Origin of the sequence: Xenorhabdus thuongxuanensis, assembly GCF_001908095.1 — a bacterium.
Lineage (GTDB): Bacteria > Pseudomonadota > Gammaproteobacteria > Enterobacterales > Enterobacteriaceae > Xenorhabdus > Xenorhabdus thuongxuanensis.
The window spans coordinates 89,246-110,321 of the sequence record NZ_MKGR01000012.1 but is presented as its reverse complement, the minus strand read 5'-3'; the positions used below and the strand labels follow the sequence as shown (position 1 = coordinate 110,321).

Here is a 21,076-nt window from a genome sequence, read left to right as displayed (position 1 = left end):
GCGTATAAACACAAATTTAAAGATCCTGAACTGGCATAATGGAGCCAGTTCAGGAAATCATTTTAAATCATCTAACGTTTTTTTATTAATTAACGTTTTTTATTAAAGGCAGCGGCCAATGCATCACTCATAGCGCTATTAGCTAAAGGCGCAGAACCTGAACGTGAAATAGGGCGGTTTCTGCCATTGCCGTTGCGATTATTGCGATCCTGACGGTTACCTTCCTGGGAGCTACGGCGTGCTTGTGTTTCACCTGGTTGCTCATCAAGACGCATGGTCAATGCAATACGCTTGCGGTTGAGGTCAACATCCATCACCTTCACTTTCACGATATCACCTGTTTTAACGACGGTGTGTGGATTTTCCACAAAGCGGTCGGATAGGGAGGAGATATGAACCAGGCCATCCTGATGGACACCGATGTCCACGAATGCACCAAAATTGGTCACGTTAGTGACAGTACCTTCCAAAATCATACCCGCTTGCAGGTCGTTCATGGTTTCAACGCCATCGGCAAATGTGGCTGTCTTGAATTCCGGACGTGGATCGCGACCTGGTTTTTCCAGCTCTTTCAGGATATCGGTGACGGTCGGAATACCAAATTTTTCGGTCGTGAACTCTTGGGCGCTCAGGTTACGCAAATTAGCCGGATTACCCATCAGTTCAGGCAGGGTTTGCTGAGTTGTTGCCAGGATCTTCTCAACTATTGGATAGGCTTCAGGGTGAACGGTTGAAGCGTCCAACGGGTTATCGCCCTGATTGATGCGCAGGAAGCCCGCACATTGCAGGAAGGCTTTTGGCCCCAGACGGGTCACTTTCAATAGTTGGTTACGGTTGCCGAAACGACCGTTTTCGTCGCGCCAGTTAACAATATTTTGGGCAACAGTGCGAGTCAGGCCAGCAACGCGAGTCAACAAGGCAACAGAGGCGGTATTCAGGTCAACGCCGACGCTGTTTACACAGTCTTCAACCACGTTATCTAGTTTTTTGGCAAGCAGAGTCTGGCTAACATCATGCTGGTATTGACCCACACCGATGGATTTGGGTTCGATTTTCACCAGTTCAGCCAGTGGATCTTGTAGGCGGCGGGCAATGGAGACAGCGCCACGCAGGGAAACATCCAGATCAGGGAATTCTTGTGCAGCCAATTCAGACGCGGAATAGACAGAAGCTCCCGCTTCGCTGACCACTACTTTTTGTGCCGTGACGTCAGGATACTGTTTCTGCACGTTGGCAAAGAAGCGTTCTGTTTCACGGGATGCGGTGCCATTGCCAATGGCAACCAGTTCCACCTGATGTTTAGTGCACAGAGCTGCAACGGTTGCAGCCGCTTTGTTTTCTTGTCCGGTGTGCGGATAAATAGTATCGGTAGCAATCAGTTTGCCCGTCGCGTCAACAACGGCGACTTTTACCCCTGTACGCAAACCCGGGTCCAGACCCATTGTTGAGCGCATACCCGCAGGGGCAGCCATCAGCAAGTCATTCAGGTTACGGGCGAAGACGTTGATAGCCTCATTTTCGGCCTTCTCGCGCAGTGTACCCATCAGTTCGGTTTCCAGATGCAGCAGCACCTTGATGCGCCATGTCCAGCTCACTACTGCTTTGCGCCAATTGTCAGCCGGTGCATTGTTCAGGCGAAGGTTCAAGTGATCAGTAATAATTTGTTCGCAGTGACTCTCTTTTGGTGCTTCCTCAAATTGTGGATCAGCATTCAAAGAAAGTTGCAGGATGCCTTCATTGCGTCCACGGAACATGGCAAGGGCACGGTGGGAAGGGACAGTGGCGATAGCTTCATGGTGGTCGAAATAATCGCTGAATTTAGCACCTTCTTCTTCTTTACCCTCGACAACCTTGGAAACCAAATGGGCATTTTTCCATAAATATTCACGTACCTTCGCCAGCAGGGTTGCATCTTCGGCAAAACGCTCCATCAGGATATAACGTGCGCCATCCAATGCTGCCTTGGTATCAGCAACGCTCTTGTCAGCATTGACATAGGCAGCCGCCGCCAGTTCTGGCTCTTGCTGCGGATCTTGCCATAGCAGGTCGGCCAAAGGCTCCAATCCGGCTTCGATGGCAGCTTGTCCACGGGTACGGCGTTTAGGTTTATAAGGTAGGTACAGATCTTCCAACTCAGTCTTGCTCAGCGTTGCGTTAATCGCTTCTGCCAGCTCAACGGTTAGCTTTCCCTGTTCCTCAATCGATTTCAGGATAGTCTGACGGCGGTTGGACAGTTCACGCAGATAACCGAGACGGCTTTCAAGTTGGCGGAGCTGTGTGTCATCCAGACCACCGGTGGCCTCTTTACGGTAACGGGCGATAAAGGGAACCGTATTTCCCTCATCAAGCAGGGAGATGGCAGCTAGGATTTGCTGTGGTTGAGCCTGTAGCTCACCGGCAATGATTCGACTTAAAGATTCATTCATGGTCTGTTTTCTTCAACTTCTTTAGGGCCTGTAGATATTCTGAGACATCGTCAGACAGAGCCGGATAAGATCAAATTTCATCTGAAACAGTATCGGCATGGTTCAAACTGGCTCCATTTATACGTGCTGAGCGCAATAATTTCCAGTTTAGCGCGATATTTCGATCATGTTGCAACAGAATTCATCAAATATCTTCTAGGTTGGGATTGGGTTGATGAGAGTTGATGAGATATAGTACTCCGCCATTAATCATCTTTTCTCAAGTGAGTTTTTTCATGGCCAAGAGTAATTATATTACCCGAGAGGGTTGGCATGCGCTTGATCAGGAATTGAAATATCTCTGGAAAGTTGTACGCCCCAAAGTCACCCAGGCTGTTTCAGATGCTGCTGCATTAGGGGATCGTTCAGAGAATGCAGAGTACATTTATGGTAAAAAAAGGTTAAGGGAAATTGACCGCCGAGTACGTTTTTTGTCCAAACGTCTGGATGTACTGCAAATTGTCGATCCTGACCCGCGACAAGAAGGGAAAGTCTTTTTTGGGGCATGGGTAAAAGTTGAAAACGAAAATGAAGAAGAACACATGTTTCGTTTGGTAGGGCCGGATGAATTTGATCCAGCCAGGAAGTGGATTTCCATTGATTCTCCGGTGGCGAGAGCATTACTTGGTAAGCAGGTTGATGATGAAGTCACGGTGATGACACCAAATGGTGTGGTGACTTACTGGATACTGGAAATTAGCTACCAGCCTTTGGCATAAGTCACAGGGCTTGTTTAGCGGCCTTAAAATACATGCGGTTAATTCTCTATTGGAGTTATGGTTTTTCTGTGAAAGTGATGGATGCTGCGGGCATGGAGCATCTTGGGAGCTGAAACATGCAAGAGAGTTATAAGATCCTTGTTGTTGATGATGATATGCGCTTGCGGGCGTTATTGGAACGTTACTTATCCGAACAGGGGTTTCAGGTGCGTAGCGCAGCAAATGCAGAGCAGATGGATCGTTTATTGACCAGAGAATCCATTCAATTGATTGTCCTGGATTTAATGTTGCCGGGAGAAGATGGATTGTCTATTTGTCGAAGGCTGAGAAATCAGCATAACTCGATCCCGATCATCATGGTATCCGCGAAAGGGGAAGAGGTTGATCGGATTGTTGGGCTTGAAATTGGCGCTGATGATTATCTTGCCAAGCCTTTTAACCCACGTGAATTGTTAGCACGCATGCGGGCTGTCCTGCGGCGACAAGCAAATGAATTGCCGGGAGCGCCGACATCAGATGATGCGGTGATCAAGTTTGGGAAATTTAAACTTGATCTTGGAACGCGTGAAATGTTTCATCAAGATGAATTATTACCTTTAACCAGTGGGGAATTTTCCGTGTTGAAGGTGTTGGTTTCTCATCCACGTGAGCCATTATCACGGGATAAATTGATGAGTTTGGCTCGGGGACGAGAGTATGGTGCGATGGAGCGCTCCATTGATGTCCAGATTTCCCGCCTGCGTCGCCTGATTGAAGAAGATCCTGCCCATCCGCGTTATATCCAGACAGTTTGGGGGTTGGGATACGTTTTTGTTCCTGATGGAAACAAAGTATGAAAAAGCCCTGTGTGAAAAAGTTTTGGCTTTCTCTGCGTACTTTGTTTTTCCGTGTCCTGTTTTTAGTGCTGGGCAGCTTGCTGTTCAGCTCTCTGGTTACCTTACTGCTGGTGGTACTAGAAGAGCTCCCTTTTAACGCGATATTTCCCTATCTCTTTATAAGTGTTGTTGTGGTGGCATTGTCCGTGTTCATGGTGTTCTGGCGATATTCCGCTATCCAGAAACATTCATTGAAGGTGATGCAAAAAGTCGTTATCGACATAGGAAAAGGTAGAAGAGGCTCATCAATGCCTGAAATGGGGACACCCGCTATTCGTTCTGTGATTAGGGCGCTTAACCGGTTGTCGATGGAGCTGAAATCACAAGAAAATGATCAGGCGGTATTAATGGCTGGCGTGAGCCATGATTTGCGCACTCCGCTTACCCGTATTCGTTTGGCGATGGAAATGATGGAAGGAAAAGATGATTTTCTGACAGAATCTATCCATCAGGACATTGAAGAGTGCAATGTCATGATTGATCAATTCATTGATTATCAGCGGGCAGGGCAGGGTATACCGATGACATGTTGTGAATTGAATGGGTTGCTTGACGAAGTGATTACAGCAGAGCAGCGTTGTGCGGTAGATACAGATATTGAAAATTGCTTAGCGACAAGTTCGATTTTCATTTTAGCTCATCCCTTTTCCATCAAACGTGTACTGATCAATCTGTTCACTAATGCCCGGCGTTATGGCAATGGATGGATACGCATCAGTAGTGGCTCAACAGAAAAATTTGGTTGGTTTCAGGTTGAGGACAACGGCACTGGAATGACGAAAGAAGAAGCTTCTGTTTTATTTCAGCCTTTCACGCAGGGAAATAAAAGTGAAAAAAATAATAGAAGTGAAATAAATAGCGGCGTCGGGCTAGGGCTGGCGATCATCCATCGTATCATGGATATCCACGGGGGGAAGATTCAGATGGGGAGCAGTGAAAAAGAGGGGCTATCCATTCGCATATATATTCCGTTGAGTGCAATATGAGAACATAATTGCACGAAGAATAAGGCACTCCTGAAACGTCCTGTCATAAAAATGTCATAATTCATACATTTTATTGTCATTGAATTCACCTATTTTTCCTTCTTGAATCATTTTATTACCTGAAAATCAGATTGTCAGCGATACCTGTCATTTGTTTTTCATTAATGATGTGTATCTCAGTAGAAGACTCAACAGGAGATAGTATGAAATCAATGCGTACCACTGTGGCGAGCATCATGGTTACTGTATTTGCCATGACATCTCTGTCTTCATTTGCGGCAGCCAGCTTGACGGGGGCAGGTGCGACATTTCCTGCACCGATATATACCAAGTGGGCAGATTCTTACCAGAAAGAAACGGGTAACAAAATCAATTATCAAGGCATCGGCTCTTCTGGTGGTGTAAAACAGATTATTGCCAATACCGTTGATTTTGGTGCATCTGATGCTCCACTTTCTGATGAACAATTGGCGACTGATGGCTTGTTCCAGTTCCCAACGGTAATTGGTGGGATTGTGCTGGCGGTGAATATTACCGGTGTTAAAGCGGGTCAGTTGGTTCTGGATGGCAAAACCCTTGGTGACATCTATCTGGGTAATATCAAGAAATGGAATGATCCGGCAATTGCAAAGTTGAATCCGGATCTCAAACTGCCGGATCAGAATATTGCCGTGGTTCGTCGCGCTGATGGATCAGGGACTTCCTATGTCTTCACGAGTTACTTGTCCAAAGTTAACAATGATTGGAAGCAAAAAGTAGGAGCTGGTACGACCGTCAAATGGCCAACCGGATTGGGCGGTAAAGGCAATGACGGGATTGCTGCATTTGTTCAGCGTCTGCCTGGTTCGATTGGTTATGTCGAATATGCCTATGCGAAGCAAAATCACCTTGCTTATACCAAGTTGGTTTCCGCGGATGGTGTTGTGGTAGCGCCTACCGAAGAAAACTTTAGTGCGGCGGCCAAAGGTGCGGATTGGAACAGCAGCTTTGCTCAGGATTTGACAAACCAGAAAGGCGATGATGTGTGGCCAATTACGTCTACTACCTTCATTCTCATCCACAAGCAACAGGCAAATACTGCCAATGGTAGCGAAGTGCTGAAATTCTTCGATTGGGCTTATAACAACGGCAAACAACAGGCGAAAGATTTGGATTATGCCACCCTGCCGGAAGAAGTGGTCAGCCAGGTACGTGCAGCATGGAAAAGCAATCTCTCCTTTTATTAAGGGGAAATAACCGAAAATGAGAATGAAGCGTATGGCCGAACGTAAAATGGCGCTGAAAGCACCGAGCAAAAATGGTGACATTATCTTCAGCGCCTTGGTCAGGTTAGCGGCGTTGTTAACTTTATTTCTGCTGGGAGGCATTATCATTTCGCTGATCATTGCTTCCTGGCCGAGTATACAAGCATTTGGTTTTGCTTTCTTATGGAGCAAAGAGTGGGATGCACCGGCAGGGTTGTTTGGCGCATTAGTACCGATTTATGGCACATTGATGACTTCGCTAGTTGCCCTGATCATTGCGGTTCCAGTAAGTTTTGGCATTGCCCTGTTTCTGACGGAGTTGTCCCCAAACTGGTTGAAACGCCCATTGGGTGTGGCGATTGAGTTATTGGCGGCGATCCCCAGCATTGTTTATGGCATGTGGGGATTGTTTGTCTTTGCTCCACTATTTTCCACCTATTTCCAGCAACCCGTTGGCGACGTGCTTTCCAGCGTTCCCATCGTGGGGGCTTTGTTCTCTGGTCCTGCCTTTGGTATTGGCATTCTGGCAGCGGGTGTCATTCTTGCCATCATGGTTATCCCCTATATCGCTTCTGTCATGCGTGATGTGTTTGAACAGACCCCTGTGATGATGAAAGAGTCTGCTTATGGTATCGGTTGTACAACATGGGAAGTGATTTGGCATATCGTCTTGCCTTATACCAGGAATGGTGTGATTGGTGGTGTAATGTTAGGGCTTGGTCGGGCATTGGGGGAAACAATGGCTGTCACCTTTATTATCGGTAATACCTACCAACTTGATAGTTTGTCTCTGTATATGCCGGGGAACAGTATCACTTCTGCATTGGCAAATGAATTCGCTGAGGCTGAATCTGGTTTGCATACTGCCGCATTGATGGAACTGGGACTGATTTTGTTTGTCATCACTTTTATCGTATTGGCGTTGTCAAAATTAATGATTATGCGTCTGGCAAAAAATGAGGGGCAGCGCTGAGATGACAACCATCAATAAGCAACCTCCGCATTTAGTCGATACAGTAAACGAAGCGGACATGAAAAGCCGTCGCCGTATGCAATCATGGCGTCGCCAGAAAAATCGGCTGGCGCTGATGCTATCCATGATGACGATGGCATTCGGTTTATTCTGGCTGGGCTGGATTTTAATCTCCACTGTTACTAAAGGTATCGATGGTATGTCGCTGGCGTTGTTTACTGAAATGACGCCACCTCCCAATACCGAGGGTGGCGGGCTGGCAAACGCCATCGTTGGCAGTGGTCTGCTGATCTTCTGGGCGACGGTGTTTGGCACGCCATTGGGGATTATGGCGGGAATTTATCTGGCGGAATATGGTCGCCGTTCATGGTTGGCAGAAATCATCCGTTTTATTAATGACATCTTGCTTTCAGCCCCTTCGATTGTCGTCGGATTATTTGTCTATACGGTTGTGGTGGTAAAGGTGCAACACTTTTCTGGTTGGGCAGGGGTAATTGCGTTAGCACTGTTGCAGATCCCCATTGTTATTCGCACGACGGAAAACATGCTGAAATTAGTGCCGGATAACTTGCGTGAAGCCGCTTATGCATTGGGCACACCGAAATGGAAAATGATCTCAGCCATTACTTTAAAGGCATCGATATCAGGCATTATTACCGGTGTATTGCTGGCTATTGCCCGTATCGCTGGTGAAACGGCTCCATTGTTGTTCACTTCGCTTTCTAACCAGTTCTGGAGTACCGATCTCAGCCAGCCGATTGCAAACTTGCCTGTTACTATTTTCAAGTTTGCCATGAGTCCATTCTCTGACTGGCAGCAGTTGGCATGGGCAGGGGTATTATTGATAACCCTGTGCGTACTGTTAATTAACATTGTGGCGCGTGCGCTGTTTGTGAAGAAAAAGCACTAATATTTTTTCAGACCTGCATTTTTAACGTGCTATTCCTTGATGGAATACGCGATGGAACAAGAGCATGAAAGGTATTAAAGAGATAAATATTGATGAATAAAGCGAATGGCATTGCAGTAAATAAAATTGCAATAAACAACATAACAGTAAGCAAAATTGTCGGAAGTAAAATTCAGGTACGTGATCTGAATTTCTATTACGGCAAATTTCATGCGCTGAAAAATATTACGCTTGATATCGCACAAAATAAAGTAACGGCATTCATCGGGCCATCGGGCTGTGGCAAGTCCACGTTACTACGTACTTTCAACAAAATGTATGAATTGTACGGTGATCAGCGTGCTGAAGGTGAAATTATTCTGGATGGCACGAATATCCTGACAGACAAGCAAGATATTGCCTTGCTACGTGCCAAAGTTGGAATGGTCTTCCAAAAACCGACACCATTCCCGATGTCCATTTACGACAATATTGCTTTCGGGGTGCGCTTGTTTGAAAAACTGCCCAGAGCAGAGATGGATGAACGAGTCCAATGGGCGTTGACAAAAGCGGCATTGTGGAATGAAACCAAAGATAAATTGCATCAGAGTGGGCATAGCCTTTCCGGTGGCCAGCAACAGCGTTTGTGTATTGCCCGTGGTATTGCTATTCGTCCTGAAGTTTTGTTGCTGGATGAACCCTGTTCGGCACTTGATCCAATTTCTACAGGACGCATTGAAGAGTTGATCAGCGAACTGAAATCGGAATATACCGTAGTGATCGTCACCCACAATATGCAGCAGGCGGCTCGCTGTTCGGATTACACGGCATTTATGTATCTTGGTGAACTGATTGAGTTTAGCGATACCGATAGATTGTTCACCACTCCGAAGATGAAACAGACCGAAGATTATATTACTGGCCGTTATGGTTAATGCGGGGTATAGAAGGTATGGGGGCATAGCATAGTATGGACAATCTGAATCTCAGCAAACATATCTCCGGTCAGTTTACTGCTGAACTGGAACATATTCGTACAGAATTGATGACAATGGGCGGGCTGGTGGAAGAACAGCTCAGTAAGGCGATTCTGGCGATGCACAACCAAGACGAAGTATTGGCACGGCAAGTCATTGAGGATGACCAGAAGGTTAATATGATGGAAGTGGCGATTGATGAAGCGTGTGTCCGCATCATTGCAAAACGCCAACCGACGGCCAGTGACTTGCGTCTGATCATGGTTATTTCAAAGACCATTGCTGAACTGGAGCGTATTGGCGATGTTGCCAATAAGATCTGCAAGACTGCGCTTGAAAGATTTTCACATCAACAGCAATCTTTGCTGGTTAGCCTGGAATCACTGGGACGCCATACGATCCAAATGTTACATGATATATTGGATGCCTTTGCCCGTATGGATCTGCAAGAAGCCATCCGTATCTATCATGAAGACAAAAAAGTGGATCAGGAATACGAAAGTATTATCCGCCAGCTAATGACCTACATGATGGAAGATCCCAGAACCATTCCAAATGTTATGACGGCTCTCTTCTGTGCCCGTTCTATTGAGCGCATTGGTGACCGTTGCCAGAATATTTGTGAATTTATCTTCTATTACGTTAAAGGGCAGGACTTCCGCCATATTGGTGGTGATAATCTGGAAAAATTACTGACCCAAAAAGAATAGCTTTTATTCCAAAATTGAATAAATATAGTATTTTATATTATTTCATGTGCTATATCGAAATTGATAGCTTTTGTTGATATATAAAAATTAATAACCAACAGGGGTGTACAATGAAGATTCGCAACAAATCTCGCGTAGCGGTTACTGCTCTGCTGACCAGCTTGGTATTGGTTTCAGGAGTGGCAAAAGCAGATAAACTTGATGACATTAAAAAAGCTGGCACGGTACGTATTGCGGTATTTGACAGTAACCCACCATTTGGTTTTATCGATCCCCAAACGAAAAAATTGGCAGGCTATGATGTCGATATCGCCAATGCAATTGCCAATGATTTGGGGGTAAAGCTGGAACTGCGTCCAACGAATCCAGCAAACCGCATTCCTCTGCTTTCTTCTAAGAAAATTGACTTAATTGCTGCTAACTTCACGATCACTGGCGAACGCGCAAAACAAGTTGATTTTTCCATCCCTTATTTTGCGACTGGTCAGAAATTTATTGCCCGCAAAGGTGTGCTGACCAATCCGGATGATATTGCCAAACTGCGTATTGGTGCAGACAAGGGAACTGTACAGGAAATTACTTTGCGTGAGCGTTATCCAACAGCCAAAGTGATCTCTTATGATGATACACCGTTGGCATTTGCGGCTCTGAGAAATGGTAATGTTCAGGCGATCACGCAGGATGATGCGAAACTGGTTGGTTTGCTGGCAAACGTACCAGAAGCCCAGAAAGCCGATTTTGAAATTTCCCCTTTCAGCATTACTCGCGAATATCAAGCAGTCGCGGCCTCCAAAGGGGAAACGCGATTGGTTGATTCAGTTAACCAAACCTTACTGAAATTAGAAAAAGAGGGGGAAGCAGAGAAAATCTATAACCGCTGGTTTGGCCCAGACACTAAATCCGCTCAACCGCGTGGTGATTTTAAATTTGCTCCGTTAGAGGATCAGGCGAAACAGTAATGTTCGTTTAACCGTTTCTGTTTAATGCTTCCATTTAAGAACACAAATTGATTAGCCCCGTTATTTCGGGGCTTTGCTGTTTGTTTATGTGGTGAATGATATGTTTGAGCAATTTATTACCGAGCACTTACTGGCTCCTGAATATCTGCAATGGCTTTGGCAGGGATTTCTGATCACCTTGTGGCTTTCTGCCTGTGTCATTATCTCCTCCACTTTACTGGGTTTTGTGATTGCGGCGGTACGGGATAGCCAAATCAAGCCACTGCGCTGGCTGGTTACGGCTTACACTACTGTATTTCGTAACACGCCTTTATTGGTACAACTATTTTTCTGGTACTTCGCATCCGGGCAAATTCTGCCACAAGAGGCGATGATGTGGCTGAATACGCCCCACGACACAACGATTTTCGGTCTGACACTGGAATGGCCATCCTTTGAATTTCTGGCGGGATTTATCGGATTAACCCTCTATTCAGCTCCGTTTGTTGCAGAAGAATTACGTGCGGGCATTCAGGGAGTTGGACGCGGGCAAAAATATGCTGCCCATGCATTGGGTTTAACGGGCTGGCAGGCCATGCGTCACGTTGTATTGCCACAGGCACTGAAAATAGCCATGCCACCTTTATTGGGGCAATACATGAATATTGTCAAAAATTCATCATTAACCATGGCGATTGGTGTGGCAGAACTCTCCTATGCTTCTCGTCAGGTGGAAACCCAATCCTTACAAACTTTTGAGGCATTTGGTGTGGCGACAGTACTCTACATCGCCATTATTGCTGTGATGGAAGGTTGGGGACAATGGCGCCAACAAAGAACATTGGTGAGAGGGTATTGATATGGACTTTACTGTTATTGCAGAAAACTGGCGTTATTTGCTATTGGGAACCTTTCCAGATGGGCCATTGGAAGGAGCGGCATTGACGCTGGTAATCAGTATCATCGCGGGGACGATCTCCATTGTATTGGGGATTCTGGGTGGCGTTGCTCTGGCGATGCTGCGCGGCTTTTGGGCCAACCTATTGGCGGCAATACTGGGTTTCTTTCGCGCCATTCCGGTCATTATGCTGATTTTCTGGACGTATTTCTTGTTGCCTGTCGTATTGGGGATGGAGATCCCTGAAATTACGACCGTTGTCTGTGCGCTGGCATTAATTACTTCGGCTTATTTAGCACATGGTGTCAAAGCGGGAATTTTAGCGATTGGTGATGGTCAATGGCGGGCAGGATTATCGCTGGGTTTCAATCGTTGGGAAGTGTTGTGGCATATCGTTTTGCCGCAGGCATTGCGCATGATGGTGCCTTCATTTATCAATCAGTGGATTGCGTTAATCAAGGATACCTCATTGGCTTATATCGTTGGCGTCGCGGAATTGTCATTTCTGGCGACCCAAGTGAATAACCGTAGTATGGTTTATCCAATGGAAGTCTTCTTATTCGTTGCGCTGGTTTATTTTGTGATGTGTTTATCACTGGAGTTGATTGCCAATTATATTGCCCGTCGTTTCTCCGTGAGGCGTAAAAAGACCGCCATCTTCGGGTTTTGGCGTAAAAAAACGTTGACCGTGGTTCCTCAAAATTAATATCTGCCACCTGGCAGATATTTTCGTTATTTCATAAAATTCAGAACAAAAGCTAAAAAATATAATTTTATTATTCAGTTTAATGCCAATTGATTCATAACAATAACCCTTGCTGTGTAAGGTATTACACAGCAAGGGCGCAGTATTCTGTTAATCATTGTACTCCGGTTGAGGTTATTTATTATAAAAGATAATTAACTCCATGAACCCGTTCCACCACCTAAGCCTGCTATAAGGGAAATTGCGAGACCGCCGAAGGAGCCAAGCAGATAGCTATTTGAATCAAAGAAAAATAAACTAAAGGCTACGGGCGATGCATCAAACGCGAAACTTACAGTATCAGAATAAAGTGTGTTTAAATCGTCTGTAAAAACAAATCCTTGAAAAACTGCAATGCCGGGAGTCGTCAATCCTCCTGCCGTCCCGCGAAAAGCTTTGCTACCAGCAAGATCTAGGTGCAGGTCAAATATCAGATAAAAAATGAGGCTTTCTACTTGACCTCCAGCTGAATATACCCCTGTTTTTAGAGAAGCCATTCTTTTTGTAGCTTCATCAATAAGTTTGGGCTCTAGCTTCCCTTGCATAGTTTGTTGAAAATTTTCAATAAGTTTTAGTTTTACTTCATTTTTTTCTAATTCGTTCATAATATTACCTCTTTTATAGTTTATTGAATATAGAGAAAAAATAATATCTAAAATGTATGAATCTTATTATTTGGTTTAAATATAAATAATAATTCATAACAACAGATATTTCTGTGTAAGGCTTTATAGGGTGATGGAATAACAATTCATAGTTTATTATATTTAGATGTAACTATTTTTTAATGACATAATTCCATGATGTTACTATTTATAGTATGATAGGTTATGAAGAATACACCAAATATTATTTGGTTATATTCATAATGTTTTTAAGAATAATAATAAAAGTATTTAAATTAACAGATTAAAGAAACATTATTTAGAAAATTACCTAATTGACTCAATTAATGGCGTTTCTCTTTTCTAAACACAGCAATGAGCACAGAGGTCAACAACAGCAATGTCCCTGCTGCGATCAATACCGACAGGAATGAGTGATTGAAAGCCTGTTTTGCTGCCTGGATCAACGACAGTGCAACCCCTCCCTTTAACCCTTCTGCAACAATAAGTGCCTCATCAATACTGTTTCGTGCCAATTCTGGGATGCTCATATCAGACGGAAAGGTGAATGAGGCAGAATAGACTGCCACCATTAGGCTGCCGAGAACGGCTATCCCGATTAAACTTCCCAATTCATAGGCGACTTCTTCGATAGAGGCGGAGGTGCCAGCTTTGTTTTCTGGGGTATTTAGCATGATGGCTGTGGAAGCAGCGGTCATTGCTGCACCAATACCAAATCCAATGACGAAAAATGCAGTGATTTGAATGAAAAGCCCGGATTGCAGGCCTGAGAGATAAACAAAAATTCCCAGTCCAGCAAAGGTGAGTGAGAGCCACATGATCCGTTCAGAGCCAAATTTTGGTATAGCAATCCCAGCCAGGGGGCCGGCAATAAAAGAGGCAATAGGAATGGGCAGAATAAATAACCCCGCCAGTAAGGGAGATAGACCCATAGCGAGTTGGAAGCGTTGGCTAACAGCAAGTTCCATACCGACCAGTGCTGCTGTAGAAACGAAAGCAACGACAACTCCCGCAGTGAAAGCGCGATTGCGGAAAAGGTTGAAATCGATCATGGGGGTTGATGAACTTAACTGGCGACGAATGAAGATGGCCGTAAAAATAGTGCCTACTATGCCCACTGTCGCGGCAGTTACCAATGAAGGTATTGGTTTGCTTAACTCCTTGATCGCATAGGTGATACTTACCAGGCCAATCATGATTTGCACAGAAGCAATAAGGTCAAAGGTATGGTCTGGATTGTTCGGGCTTTTGGAAATAACGACCAGAGCAAAGCCAAATGCAATGAGGGCGATTGGGACGTTGATAAGGAAAACCGAACCCCACCAGTAATATTCGAGCAGGAACCCGCCAATAACTGGGCCAAGCGCAGCCCCGCCTGAAGCTATGGCAGACCAGATGCCAATGGCGAGTGCCCTTTCGTTTGGATCTTCAAATGATTGCCGAACTATCGCGAGTGTCGCAGGCATCATCATCGCCGCGCCAAAAGCAAGCACCACACGTGCCGCAATCAGAGTGGCAGGATTGGGGGAAAATGCAGCCATCAGCGATGCAACACCGAAAATGGCTAACCCGTTAGTAAACAGTTTCTTTGCACCAAAACGGTCACTCAACGCCCCCATAGCGGGAAGTAAGCCTGCAATGGTCAAAGTATAGGCATTCATGATCCACAGCTTCTCTGAGGCAGAAGCATGCAGATCATGTGTCAGCCGTGGCAAAGCGGTGTATAGCACTGTCATATCCATAACAACTAAGAAAAGTGCACTGGAAATAATAGCGAGCACAAGCCAGCGGATATTCGATTTCATAAGCAAATTCACCAATGCGGTTCGGCAACCTTACCAAACCTTGACTAAATTGTTGGCGATAATTATAAATACATACGTATTTAATTAAAAGGAGGTTTGCATGGGACGACGTAAAACAATTGACCGAGAAGTTCTGCTGGATGCGGCGGAACATATTGTTACAACACATGGCGCGGCGGCTCTCACTATAGATGCACTGGCGAAGACGGTTGGTATTACCAAGGGAGGGGTACAATACAGTTTTAGCACAAAAGATGGCCTTATTGATGCCATGTTTGAGCGTTGGGAGGCGAGTTATGACAAACAGTTTCATGGAATTGCCGGAAATGATCCCCACCCGCTGACAACAGTGCGTGCGCATATTGAGGCAACCAGGCGATCTGATGAAGCGTCGACGGCAAAGGCGGCTGGTTTGATGGCTGCTTTATTACAAACACCGGAACATCTCGAATCAACCCGTATCTGGTATCGACAACGCATAGAAGGATTGGACACAACGACAGCAGAAGGTCGGCAGGCGCGTTTGGCGTTTTTGGCGACAGAGGGGGCATTCGTTCTGCGTTTCTTCGGCTTAATGGATATGACAGAAGGTGAATGGGAAGATATCTTTAACGACATTATTGCTGCTTTGTCACCCTGAATTTCTTTTGCAAGACAAATAGCGAACCAAACGAATAAAATATCGTCACAAAATGAATGCCATTAATAATCATAATGTTATTTAACCTATTGATTACACGTGTCGCAAACGTTTTCTTTTTTTGTTGTTTCAGAGTAACGATTTAGATGGGTTTCCTGTAGGATAGGTCGAAAACTTCGCTTTTTTTGGGAAACAATATTACATGAGCACAATAAATTCTGGCTCTGCTAATCGTCAGAGCTTGATTCAGCGCGTGTTTAAATTAGAGGAACATAGCACAACAGTTCGTACTGAAATAATTGCCGGGCTGACGACTTTTTTAACGATGGTTTATATCGTCTTTGTTAACCCGCAAATTCTGGCGGTTGCAGGCATGGATATTAAGGCGGTATTTGTTACGACCTGTTTAATCGCCGCAATTGGTAGCATTATGATGGGATTGATGGCGAACCTGCCTGTTGCCGTTGCACCTGCAATGGGACTAAATGCGTTTTTTGCCTTTGTTGTGGTCGGTACGATGGGTCTTTCGTGGCAGGTTGCGATGGGGGCAATTTTCTGGGGTGCGGTGGGATTGTTTATATTAACTCTCTTTCGTATCCGTTACTGGATGATCGCCAATATTCCATTGAGCCTGCGTGTGGGTATTACCAGTGGTATCGGTCTTTTCATTACCATGATGGGGCTGAAGAATGTGGGTATTATCGTGCCTAATCCTGACACGATTGTCTCAATTGGCAACCTTGCTTCTCATCATGTTTTGTTGGGGGCATTGGGCTTTTTCATCATTGCCATTTTAGCGGCACGTAATTTCCATGCGGCGGTGTTGGTTTCAATTATCGTGACAACCGGCATTGGTTTGATGATGGGATATGTGGAATATCACGGTATTTTTGATCTACCGCCCAGTGTGATGAGCGTAGTGGGTAATGTTGATGTAAAAGGTGCACTGGATATCGCTTTGGCGGGCGTGATTTTCTCATTTATGCTGGTGAACTTATTTGATTCTTCCGGCACATTGATTGGTGTGACGGATAAAGCGGGTATTGCTGACAGTAATGGCAAATTCCCACGCATGAAACAAGCTTTGTACGTGGACAGTATCAGTTCGGTGGCGGGTTCTTACATAGGAACGTCTTCGGTTACCGCCTATATTGAAAGCTCTTCGGGCGTTTCTGTTGGTGGCCGGACGGGTTTGACGGCGATTGTCGTGGGTATTTTATTTCTGTTGGTCATGTTTATCTCTCCACTAGCAAGCATGGTGCCTGCCTATGCTACAGCGGGAGCCTTGATTTATGTGGGCGTCTTGATGACTTCCAGCCTGACAAGAGTGAAATGGAACGATCTGACTGAATCCGTCCCTGCTTTTATTACCGCAGTGATGATGCCATTTAGCTTCTCCATAACTGAAGGCATTGCATTGGGTTTTATCGCTTATTGTGCCATGAAATTGGGCACTGGCAAATGGCGTGAAGTTGGCTCATGTGTTCTTGTCGTGACGCTATTGTTTGTATTGAAAATGGTGTTTGTGGATGCCCACTGAGCACGATTGAAACAGTGATTAAGAGTAAGCCTGACAGTAGATTATGTCAGGCTTGCTGATTAATGGGTTAATTTATTGAATATTTTTAGGTGCGACAAAGCCAATGCAAACAGTATCTAACTCAGCACTTGGTTGAGCCTGGAAGGCGAACTCTTCTTTGTGACTGAGCACCAATGATGGCCATTCTGAAAGCATATGTTGGGAATCTTCCTCTGCACAGCTCTTTCCTCGCTCTCCCACTAGCAAGGCACCATATTTCACAATATTATCCTCTTTGATATGGCGGTTATAGATATTCGGGGGTGCACCATTATCTAATTCCCAGGGTTGTATCGTTTTTGGGTGATAGTAGCTATAAAATGTTAGCCATTGATGCAGATATTCTCCACCAACATAATGCAATGGTGTTGGATACAGTTCGTTCCAACGTTGATCAAGTTGGCTGGCAAGGGTTTTTATACCAACAAATTTTTGCCCTGCATCACGGACATTTGCCATCATCACACCGACGTAACCGATCAACACCAATACACCAAACACAGTCAATCCCCGTAATGTGCTTCGCAAAGGTTTGTTCGGGAATACCGTTATCGATCCCACCAACAATGCCGTCGAAACGACCATAAAAGGTTGCACCCATTCGGTCATACGCCCGCCCTGATTGAAGGAAAACCAGCCGTAAATAATCAGCAGAGGCAGCAGGATCACGATATTAGCCAGTGCATTGGATTGCTGCTTGGGCCAGCCAATCCTGCCACCCAGCAGGTAAATAATGACACTGACGATAATTAACGGGTAGAACACGGAAAGCATAGCGCGTGTGGTATGTAGGTTGAATCCTTTCTGAATTTGGGAATCTACCCACTTAAAGGCGACAAAGTCGTTATGCACCAGCCACCAAACGTTCGGTAGTACCAGCAGGAGCCAGATGACAATGGCGAGATAAAATAGTGGCTCCCGATAGTTGTGGCGTATTTTAGGCACGAACAGGGAGAGCAAAAAGACCGAGCCGACTATAGCAAGCGAAGAGTACTTTGCCATTGTTGCCAGCCCTGTGGTGAAGGCGAATGCCAGCCACCATTTGGGGTGATCGTCAATGGCACGCAGGAAAAACAGCAATGACCACGGCCAGAGCATAACCAAAAGATAATTATCATTATAAGGAATGATATCAAAATTGATGATACCGGATAGATTCAGAGTCAGCATGGCAAGCCATGCGAACACAACTTTGCCTGTCAGTCGGAAAGCCAGTTGCCAAACCCCAAGCATACCGATGGCAATGGCGACAAAGTGGCTGAAATACCAATAAAAACTGAGAGAAATGTCATTGATAGAGATAGCGGGTAGCATGATGGCTCCCACTAACCATGGGTTTTTGGGCGAACCCCATTCCCCATTAATGCCCCAGTTTAAAGCTTCTACGGCATCATAAGGAACGGTGGGATCGAGAGAGTAACTTGCTATTATCCACAAAACGGCATAACCAGTGACCCAAAGATACAATGGCATGCGATAAGAAGGAGTATCAAAAAAACGCATGGTAGTCTGATGATCATATTATTTAAGTTAAATCTATCTAGAATACTAGACGAAATTTCAACTATAGGTGAATGGCATTGGATGTTAATGGGAGTTTCTGTTAGATTCCGCCGAAAATATCTTGATAAAAGTGAGTTGAGTCACAAGCTATGAGCCCGTTAAAGAAAAAATCACCAGCGAAGTTTTCCGCTGGTCAGCAAAAGCAAAAAAGAAAAAGTCGCGCAGAGCTGGATGCAGAAGGACGCGCGCGTAAGCGCCAGAAAAAACGCCGTGGTAATGGTAATCCGACAGGTAGCCGTCAGAGCGATAATGGCAGTAATAAAAAGCGTTCAGTAGTCAAACAGGAAAAAGATCCACGTATCGGTAGTAAAGTTCCGGTTCCTCTGTTCGTTGATGGGAAAGTTGCAGGTGAAAAAGCATCAACGGTTAAACCGGCTATAGAGCAACATAAGCCTCGCCTGTCACCACAGGAAGAGCTGGAAATGCTGGAAAATGATGAACGATTGGATGACTTGTTAGCACGTCTTGAGCAGGGTGAAAAACTGTCCCAGGAAGACCATGCTTATGTCGACAATATGCTCGATCGCATTGATACCCTGATGGAAGAGTTGGGTATCAATCTGAATGAAGAGAACAGTGAAGAAGAATCACAGGAAGATATCATGCAATTGCTGAAGGGTAAGTAACGCCTTCATCAATGAATTGTGATCGTAAAAGGCGGGTTCATTCTGATAACCACAGTATTAATAACCACAGTATTAGTATGTTATTTATTGTGGTTATTGGGTAAACTATGGCGGCTATCGCGACGTAAACGTCGGTTGCACACGATCATCATGGCACGACGTTTCCATTCTACAAAAATGTTGCGTTTTGATGGGCGAAAACAGCGGAAGGAATAAGCATGTCAGAGCAAGCCATTGTTTGGGATCTGCCTTTGATCCAAAAATACAACTATTCAGGGCCTCGTTATACTTCGTATCCAACAGCATTGGAGTTTAACCAACAGTACGATGCTAATGCTTTTACACAGGCCGCCGCCTGTTATCCTGAGCGCCCGCTTTCCCTCTATATCCATATCCCGTTCTGCCATAAGCTTTGTTATTTCTGTGGTTGCAATAAGCTGGTTACGCGCCAAAAGCACAAAGCGGATGAATATCTGAATGTGTTGGAAAAAGAGATTGCTGCTCGTGGAAAATTATTTTCCCAGCGGAAAGTCAGCCAGATGCACTGGGGCGGAGGCACGCCAACCTATCTGGATAAAACACAGATCAGCCGATTGGTGTCTATGCTGCGCCGCCATTTCTATTTTCTGCCCGATGCTGAGCTTTCCATTGAAATTGATCCGCGTGAAATTGAGCTTGATGTCATTGATCATTTGCATCATGAAGGCTTTAACCGCCTGAGTATGGGCGTGCAGGATTTTAATAAAGATGTGCAGCGCTTGGTTAATCGAGAGCAAGATGAAGCGTTTATTTTCGATCTGATCAAACGTGCCCGTGAAACGGGCTTTACATCCACCAGCATTGATTTGATTTATGGTCTGCCAAAACAGACACCTGAAAGTTTTGCTTTTACATTGCAGCGGGTATTGGCATTGTCTCCTGATCGCTTAAGTGTATTCAACTATGCCCATTTACCGGATTTATTTGTGGCACAGCGCAAGATTAAAGAACAGGATTTACCCACTGCAACGCAGAAGCTAAATATTTTGCAAGAAACGATTGTGACCCTGACAGGTAATGGCTATCAGTTTATTGGTATGGATCACTTTGCCCGTCCTGATGATGAATTGGCAATTGCCCAACGCCAAGGCATATTACACCGGAGTTTTCAGGGGTATACCACGCAGGGGGAATGCGATTTACTGGGTATGGGCGTTTCCGCGATCAGTATGCTGGGGGATAGCTATGCCCAGAACCAGAAAGACCTGAAAACCTACTACGCTGCGGTGGAAGCACAAGGTCATGCTTTGTGGCGTGGTTTAGCGTTGACACAGGATGATTGCATTCGTCGTGATGTGATTAAGGCGCTAATCTGTAACTTCCGGCTGAATTTTGCGGATATTGAGCAGTGTTACGGGCTGAATTTCGCGGATTACTTTGCCGAAGACCTGCAATTATTGTCTCCATTGGCCGAAGATGGGTTGGTTGAATTGACCGAATCCCAGATCCAAGTATCCCCGAAAGGCCGATTGCTGATACGTAATGTTTGTATGTGTTTTGATAGCCATCTGCGTAATCAGATGCGACAGCGGCAATTTTCGCGGGTGATATGAGTATAGATGAATCAATAAATTAGGCACATTTCACATGCGACATAAATAATTCATCAATTGAGCACCTTTCTTGTCTTTTTATCGCTTTTGCTTGCGTCCATTCGGGTTGATAAGATTCAAATCCGGACTGTAAGGTGGTAACTTATCCTTGAAAGGAAGATATTCTGCTATAGAAAACTCGCGCCACCGAAGTATAAAAGGATTTCTGTGACTGTTGTGAAGCTTG

General features: G+C 45.1%; 19 protein-coding genes. 15 read left to right on the top strand and 4 right to left on the bottom strand.

Features of this window, described 5'->3' with window-relative positions:
• Nucleotides 1-89: 89 nt before the first annotated feature.
• A complete protein-coding gene (locus tag Xentx_RS10120; protein ID WP_074020117.1) occupies nt 90-2,426 on the bottom strand; it encodes a Tex family protein in 2,337 nt (778 codons plus the stop codon).
• A 275-nt stretch (nt 2,427-2,701) separates the two neighbouring features.
• Between Xentx_RS10120 and greB the strand changes: the two genes are divergently transcribed.
• From greB to Xentx_RS10065, 11 genes are all read left to right on the top strand, one after another.
• Entirely contained in the window at nt 2,702-3,184 is a 483-nt protein-coding gene (gene greB, locus Xentx_RS10115) for a transcription elongation factor GreB (RefSeq protein WP_074020130.1), read from the top strand.
• Nucleotides 3,185-3,300: 116 nt separating this feature from the next.
• Nucleotides 3,301-4,020 (top strand): osmolarity response regulator transcription factor OmpR, encoded by a 720-nt coding sequence (gene ompR, locus Xentx_RS10110; RefSeq protein WP_074020116.1) that lies wholly within the window; start codon nt 3,301-3,303, stop codon nt 4,018-4,020.
• Nucleotides 4,017-5,045, top strand: a complete 1,029-nt coding sequence (locus tag Xentx_RS10105) for an ATP-binding protein (RefSeq protein WP_244149850.1) — start codon at nt 4,017-4,019, stop codon at nt 5,043-5,045. Before ompR ends, Xentx_RS10105 begins: the two co-directional genes overlap by 4 nt.
• 203 nt (nt 5,046-5,248) lie before the next feature.
• Entirely contained in the window at nt 5,249-6,271 is a 1,023-nt protein-coding gene (gene pstS, locus Xentx_RS10100; protein ID WP_074020115.1) for a phosphate ABC transporter substrate-binding protein PstS, read from the top strand.
• A gap of 31 nt (nt 6,272-6,302) precedes the next feature.
• On the top strand, nt 6,303-7,262 hold the full coding sequence (pstC, locus tag Xentx_RS10095) for a phosphate ABC transporter permease PstC (protein WP_074020128.1): 960 nt from the start codon (nt 6,303-6,305) through the stop codon (nt 7,260-7,262).
• A 1-nt stretch (nt 7,263) separates the two neighbouring features.
• A complete protein-coding gene (gene pstA, locus Xentx_RS10090) occupies nt 7,264-8,172 on the top strand; it encodes a phosphate ABC transporter permease PstA (RefSeq protein ID WP_074020114.1) in 909 nt (302 codons plus the stop codon).
• 92 nt (nt 8,173-8,264) lie between these two features.
• Nucleotides 8,265-9,086 carry a phosphate ABC transporter ATP-binding protein PstB gene (pstB, locus tag Xentx_RS10085; protein ID WP_074020113.1) on the top strand — a complete coding sequence of 274 codons (822 nt, stop codon included), beginning with the start codon at nt 8,265-8,267 and terminating at the stop codon, nt 9,084-9,086.
• 35 nt (nt 9,087-9,121) lie between these two features.
• Nucleotides 9,122-9,838 (top strand): phosphate signaling complex protein PhoU, encoded by a 717-nt coding sequence (gene phoU, locus Xentx_RS10080; protein WP_074020112.1) that lies wholly within the window; start codon nt 9,122-9,124, stop codon nt 9,836-9,838.
• Nucleotides 9,839-9,948: 110 nt separating this feature from the next.
• Nucleotides 9,949-10,797, top strand: coding sequence for an ABC transporter substrate-binding protein (locus Xentx_RS10075; RefSeq protein WP_074020111.1), 849 nt, complete (start codon nt 9,949-9,951; stop codon nt 10,795-10,797).
• Between the two features lie 100 nt (nt 10,798-10,897).
• Entirely contained in the window at nt 10,898-11,635 is a 738-nt protein-coding gene (locus tag Xentx_RS10070) for an amino acid ABC transporter permease (RefSeq protein ID WP_074020110.1), read from the top strand.
• A 1-nt stretch (nt 11,636) separates the two neighbouring features.
• Nucleotides 11,637-12,380 carry an amino acid ABC transporter permease gene (locus tag Xentx_RS10065; protein WP_074020109.1) on the top strand — a complete coding sequence of 248 codons (744 nt, stop codon included), beginning with the start codon at nt 11,637-11,639 and terminating at the stop codon, nt 12,378-12,380.
• A gap of 194 nt (nt 12,381-12,574) precedes the next feature.
• Here the strand turns inward: Xentx_RS10065 and Xentx_RS10060 are convergent, their stop codons facing one another.
• Nucleotides 12,575-13,024, bottom strand: a complete 450-nt coding sequence (locus Xentx_RS10060; protein WP_074020108.1) for a VapA/VapB family virulence-associated protein — start codon at nt 13,022-13,024, stop codon at nt 12,575-12,577.
• A 344-nt stretch (nt 13,025-13,368) separates the two neighbouring features.
• Nucleotides 13,369-14,850, bottom strand: coding sequence for an MFS transporter (locus tag Xentx_RS10055; protein WP_074020107.1), 1,482 nt, complete (start codon nt 14,848-14,850; stop codon nt 13,369-13,371).
• A gap of 100 nt (nt 14,851-14,950) precedes the next feature.
• On the opposite strand from Xentx_RS10055, the gene Xentx_RS10050 reads away from it, so the two are divergent.
• Nucleotides 14,951-15,490, top strand: coding sequence for a TetR/AcrR family transcriptional regulator (locus tag Xentx_RS10050; protein WP_074020106.1), 540 nt, complete (start codon nt 14,951-14,953; stop codon nt 15,488-15,490).
• Between the two features lie 202 nt (nt 15,491-15,692).
• Entirely contained in the window at nt 15,693-17,030 is a 1,338-nt protein-coding gene (locus tag Xentx_RS10045; RefSeq protein ID WP_074020105.1) for an NCS2 family permease, read from the top strand.
• A 72-nt stretch (nt 17,031-17,102) separates the two neighbouring features.
• Here the strand turns inward: Xentx_RS10045 and Xentx_RS10040 are convergent, their stop codons facing one another.
• Nucleotides 17,103-18,572, bottom strand: coding sequence for a glycosyltransferase family 39 protein (locus Xentx_RS10040; protein WP_074020104.1), 1,470 nt, complete (start codon nt 18,570-18,572; stop codon nt 17,103-17,105).
• Between the two features lie 149 nt (nt 18,573-18,721).
• Here Xentx_RS10040 and yihI point away from each other — a divergent pair, with 149 nt between their 5' ends.
• Both yihI and hemN read left to right on the top strand, forming a co-directional pair.
• A complete protein-coding gene (yihI, locus tag Xentx_RS10035; protein WP_074020103.1) occupies nt 18,722-19,258 on the top strand; it encodes a Der GTPase-activating protein YihI in 537 nt (178 codons plus the stop codon).
• Between the two features lie 218 nt (nt 19,259-19,476).
• Complete coding sequence (gene hemN / locus Xentx_RS10025; protein WP_074020102.1) at nt 19,477-20,850, top strand: oxygen-independent coproporphyrinogen III oxidase; 1,374 nt, start codon at nt 19,477-19,479, stop codon at nt 20,848-20,850.
• Nucleotides 20,851-21,076 lie beyond the last annotated feature (226 nt).

What these genes read in the sequence shown, in the direction of transcription:
- Xentx_RS10070 (WP_074020110.1), top strand. Translation starts at nt 10,898, where the DNA reads ATGTTTGAGCAATTTATTACCGAGCACTTACTGGCTCCTGAATATCTG.
- pstS (WP_074020115.1), top strand. Translation starts at nt 5,249, where the DNA reads ATGAAATCAATGCGTACCACTGTGGCGAGCATCATGGTTACTGTATTT.
- Xentx_RS10050 (WP_074020106.1), top strand. Translation starts at nt 14,951, where the DNA reads ATGGGACGACGTAAAACAATTGACCGAGAAGTTCTGCTGGATGCGGCG.
- Xentx_RS10060 (WP_074020108.1), bottom strand. Translation starts at nt 13,024, where the DNA reads ATGAACGAATTAGAAAAAAATGAAGTAAAACTAAAACTTATTGAAAAT.
- Xentx_RS10105 (WP_244149850.1), top strand. Translation starts at nt 4,017, where the DNA reads ATGAAAAAGCCCTGTGTGAAAAAGTTTTGGCTTTCTCTGCGTACTTTG.
- Xentx_RS10045 (WP_074020105.1), top strand. Translation starts at nt 15,693, where the DNA reads ATGAGCACAATAAATTCTGGCTCTGCTAATCGTCAGAGCTTGATTCAG.
- Xentx_RS10065 (WP_074020109.1), top strand. Translation starts at nt 11,637, where the DNA reads ATGGACTTTACTGTTATTGCAGAAAACTGGCGTTATTTGCTATTGGGA.
- Xentx_RS10040 (WP_074020104.1), bottom strand. Translation starts at nt 18,572, where the DNA reads ATGCGTTTTTTTGATACTCCTTCTTATCGCATGCCATTGTATCTTTGG.
- greB (WP_074020130.1), top strand. Translation starts at nt 2,702, where the DNA reads ATGGCCAAGAGTAATTATATTACCCGAGAGGGTTGGCATGCGCTTGAT.
- yihI (WP_074020103.1), top strand. Translation starts at nt 18,722, where the DNA reads ATGAGCCCGTTAAAGAAAAAATCACCAGCGAAGTTTTCCGCTGGTCAG.
- hemN (WP_074020102.1), top strand. Translation starts at nt 19,477, where the DNA reads ATGTCAGAGCAAGCCATTGTTTGGGATCTGCCTTTGATCCAAAAATAC.
- pstC (WP_074020128.1), top strand. Translation starts at nt 6,303, where the DNA reads ATGGCCGAACGTAAAATGGCGCTGAAAGCACCGAGCAAAAATGGTGAC.
- Xentx_RS10075 (WP_074020111.1), top strand. Translation starts at nt 9,949, where the DNA reads ATGAAGATTCGCAACAAATCTCGCGTAGCGGTTACTGCTCTGCTGACC.
- Xentx_RS10120 (WP_074020117.1), bottom strand. Translation starts at nt 2,426, where the DNA reads ATGAATGAATCTTTAAGTCGAATCATTGCCGGTGAGCTACAGGCTCAA.
- pstB (WP_074020113.1), top strand. Translation starts at nt 8,265, where the DNA reads ATGAATAAAGCGAATGGCATTGCAGTAAATAAAATTGCAATAAACAAC.
- ompR (WP_074020116.1), top strand. Translation starts at nt 3,301, where the DNA reads ATGCAAGAGAGTTATAAGATCCTTGTTGTTGATGATGATATGCGCTTG.
- Xentx_RS10055 (WP_074020107.1), bottom strand. Translation starts at nt 14,850, where the DNA reads ATGAAATCGAATATCCGCTGGCTTGTGCTCGCTATTATTTCCAGTGCA.
- pstA (WP_074020114.1), top strand. Translation starts at nt 7,264, where the DNA reads ATGACAACCATCAATAAGCAACCTCCGCATTTAGTCGATACAGTAAAC.
- phoU (WP_074020112.1), top strand. Translation starts at nt 9,122, where the DNA reads ATGGACAATCTGAATCTCAGCAAACATATCTCCGGTCAGTTTACTGCT.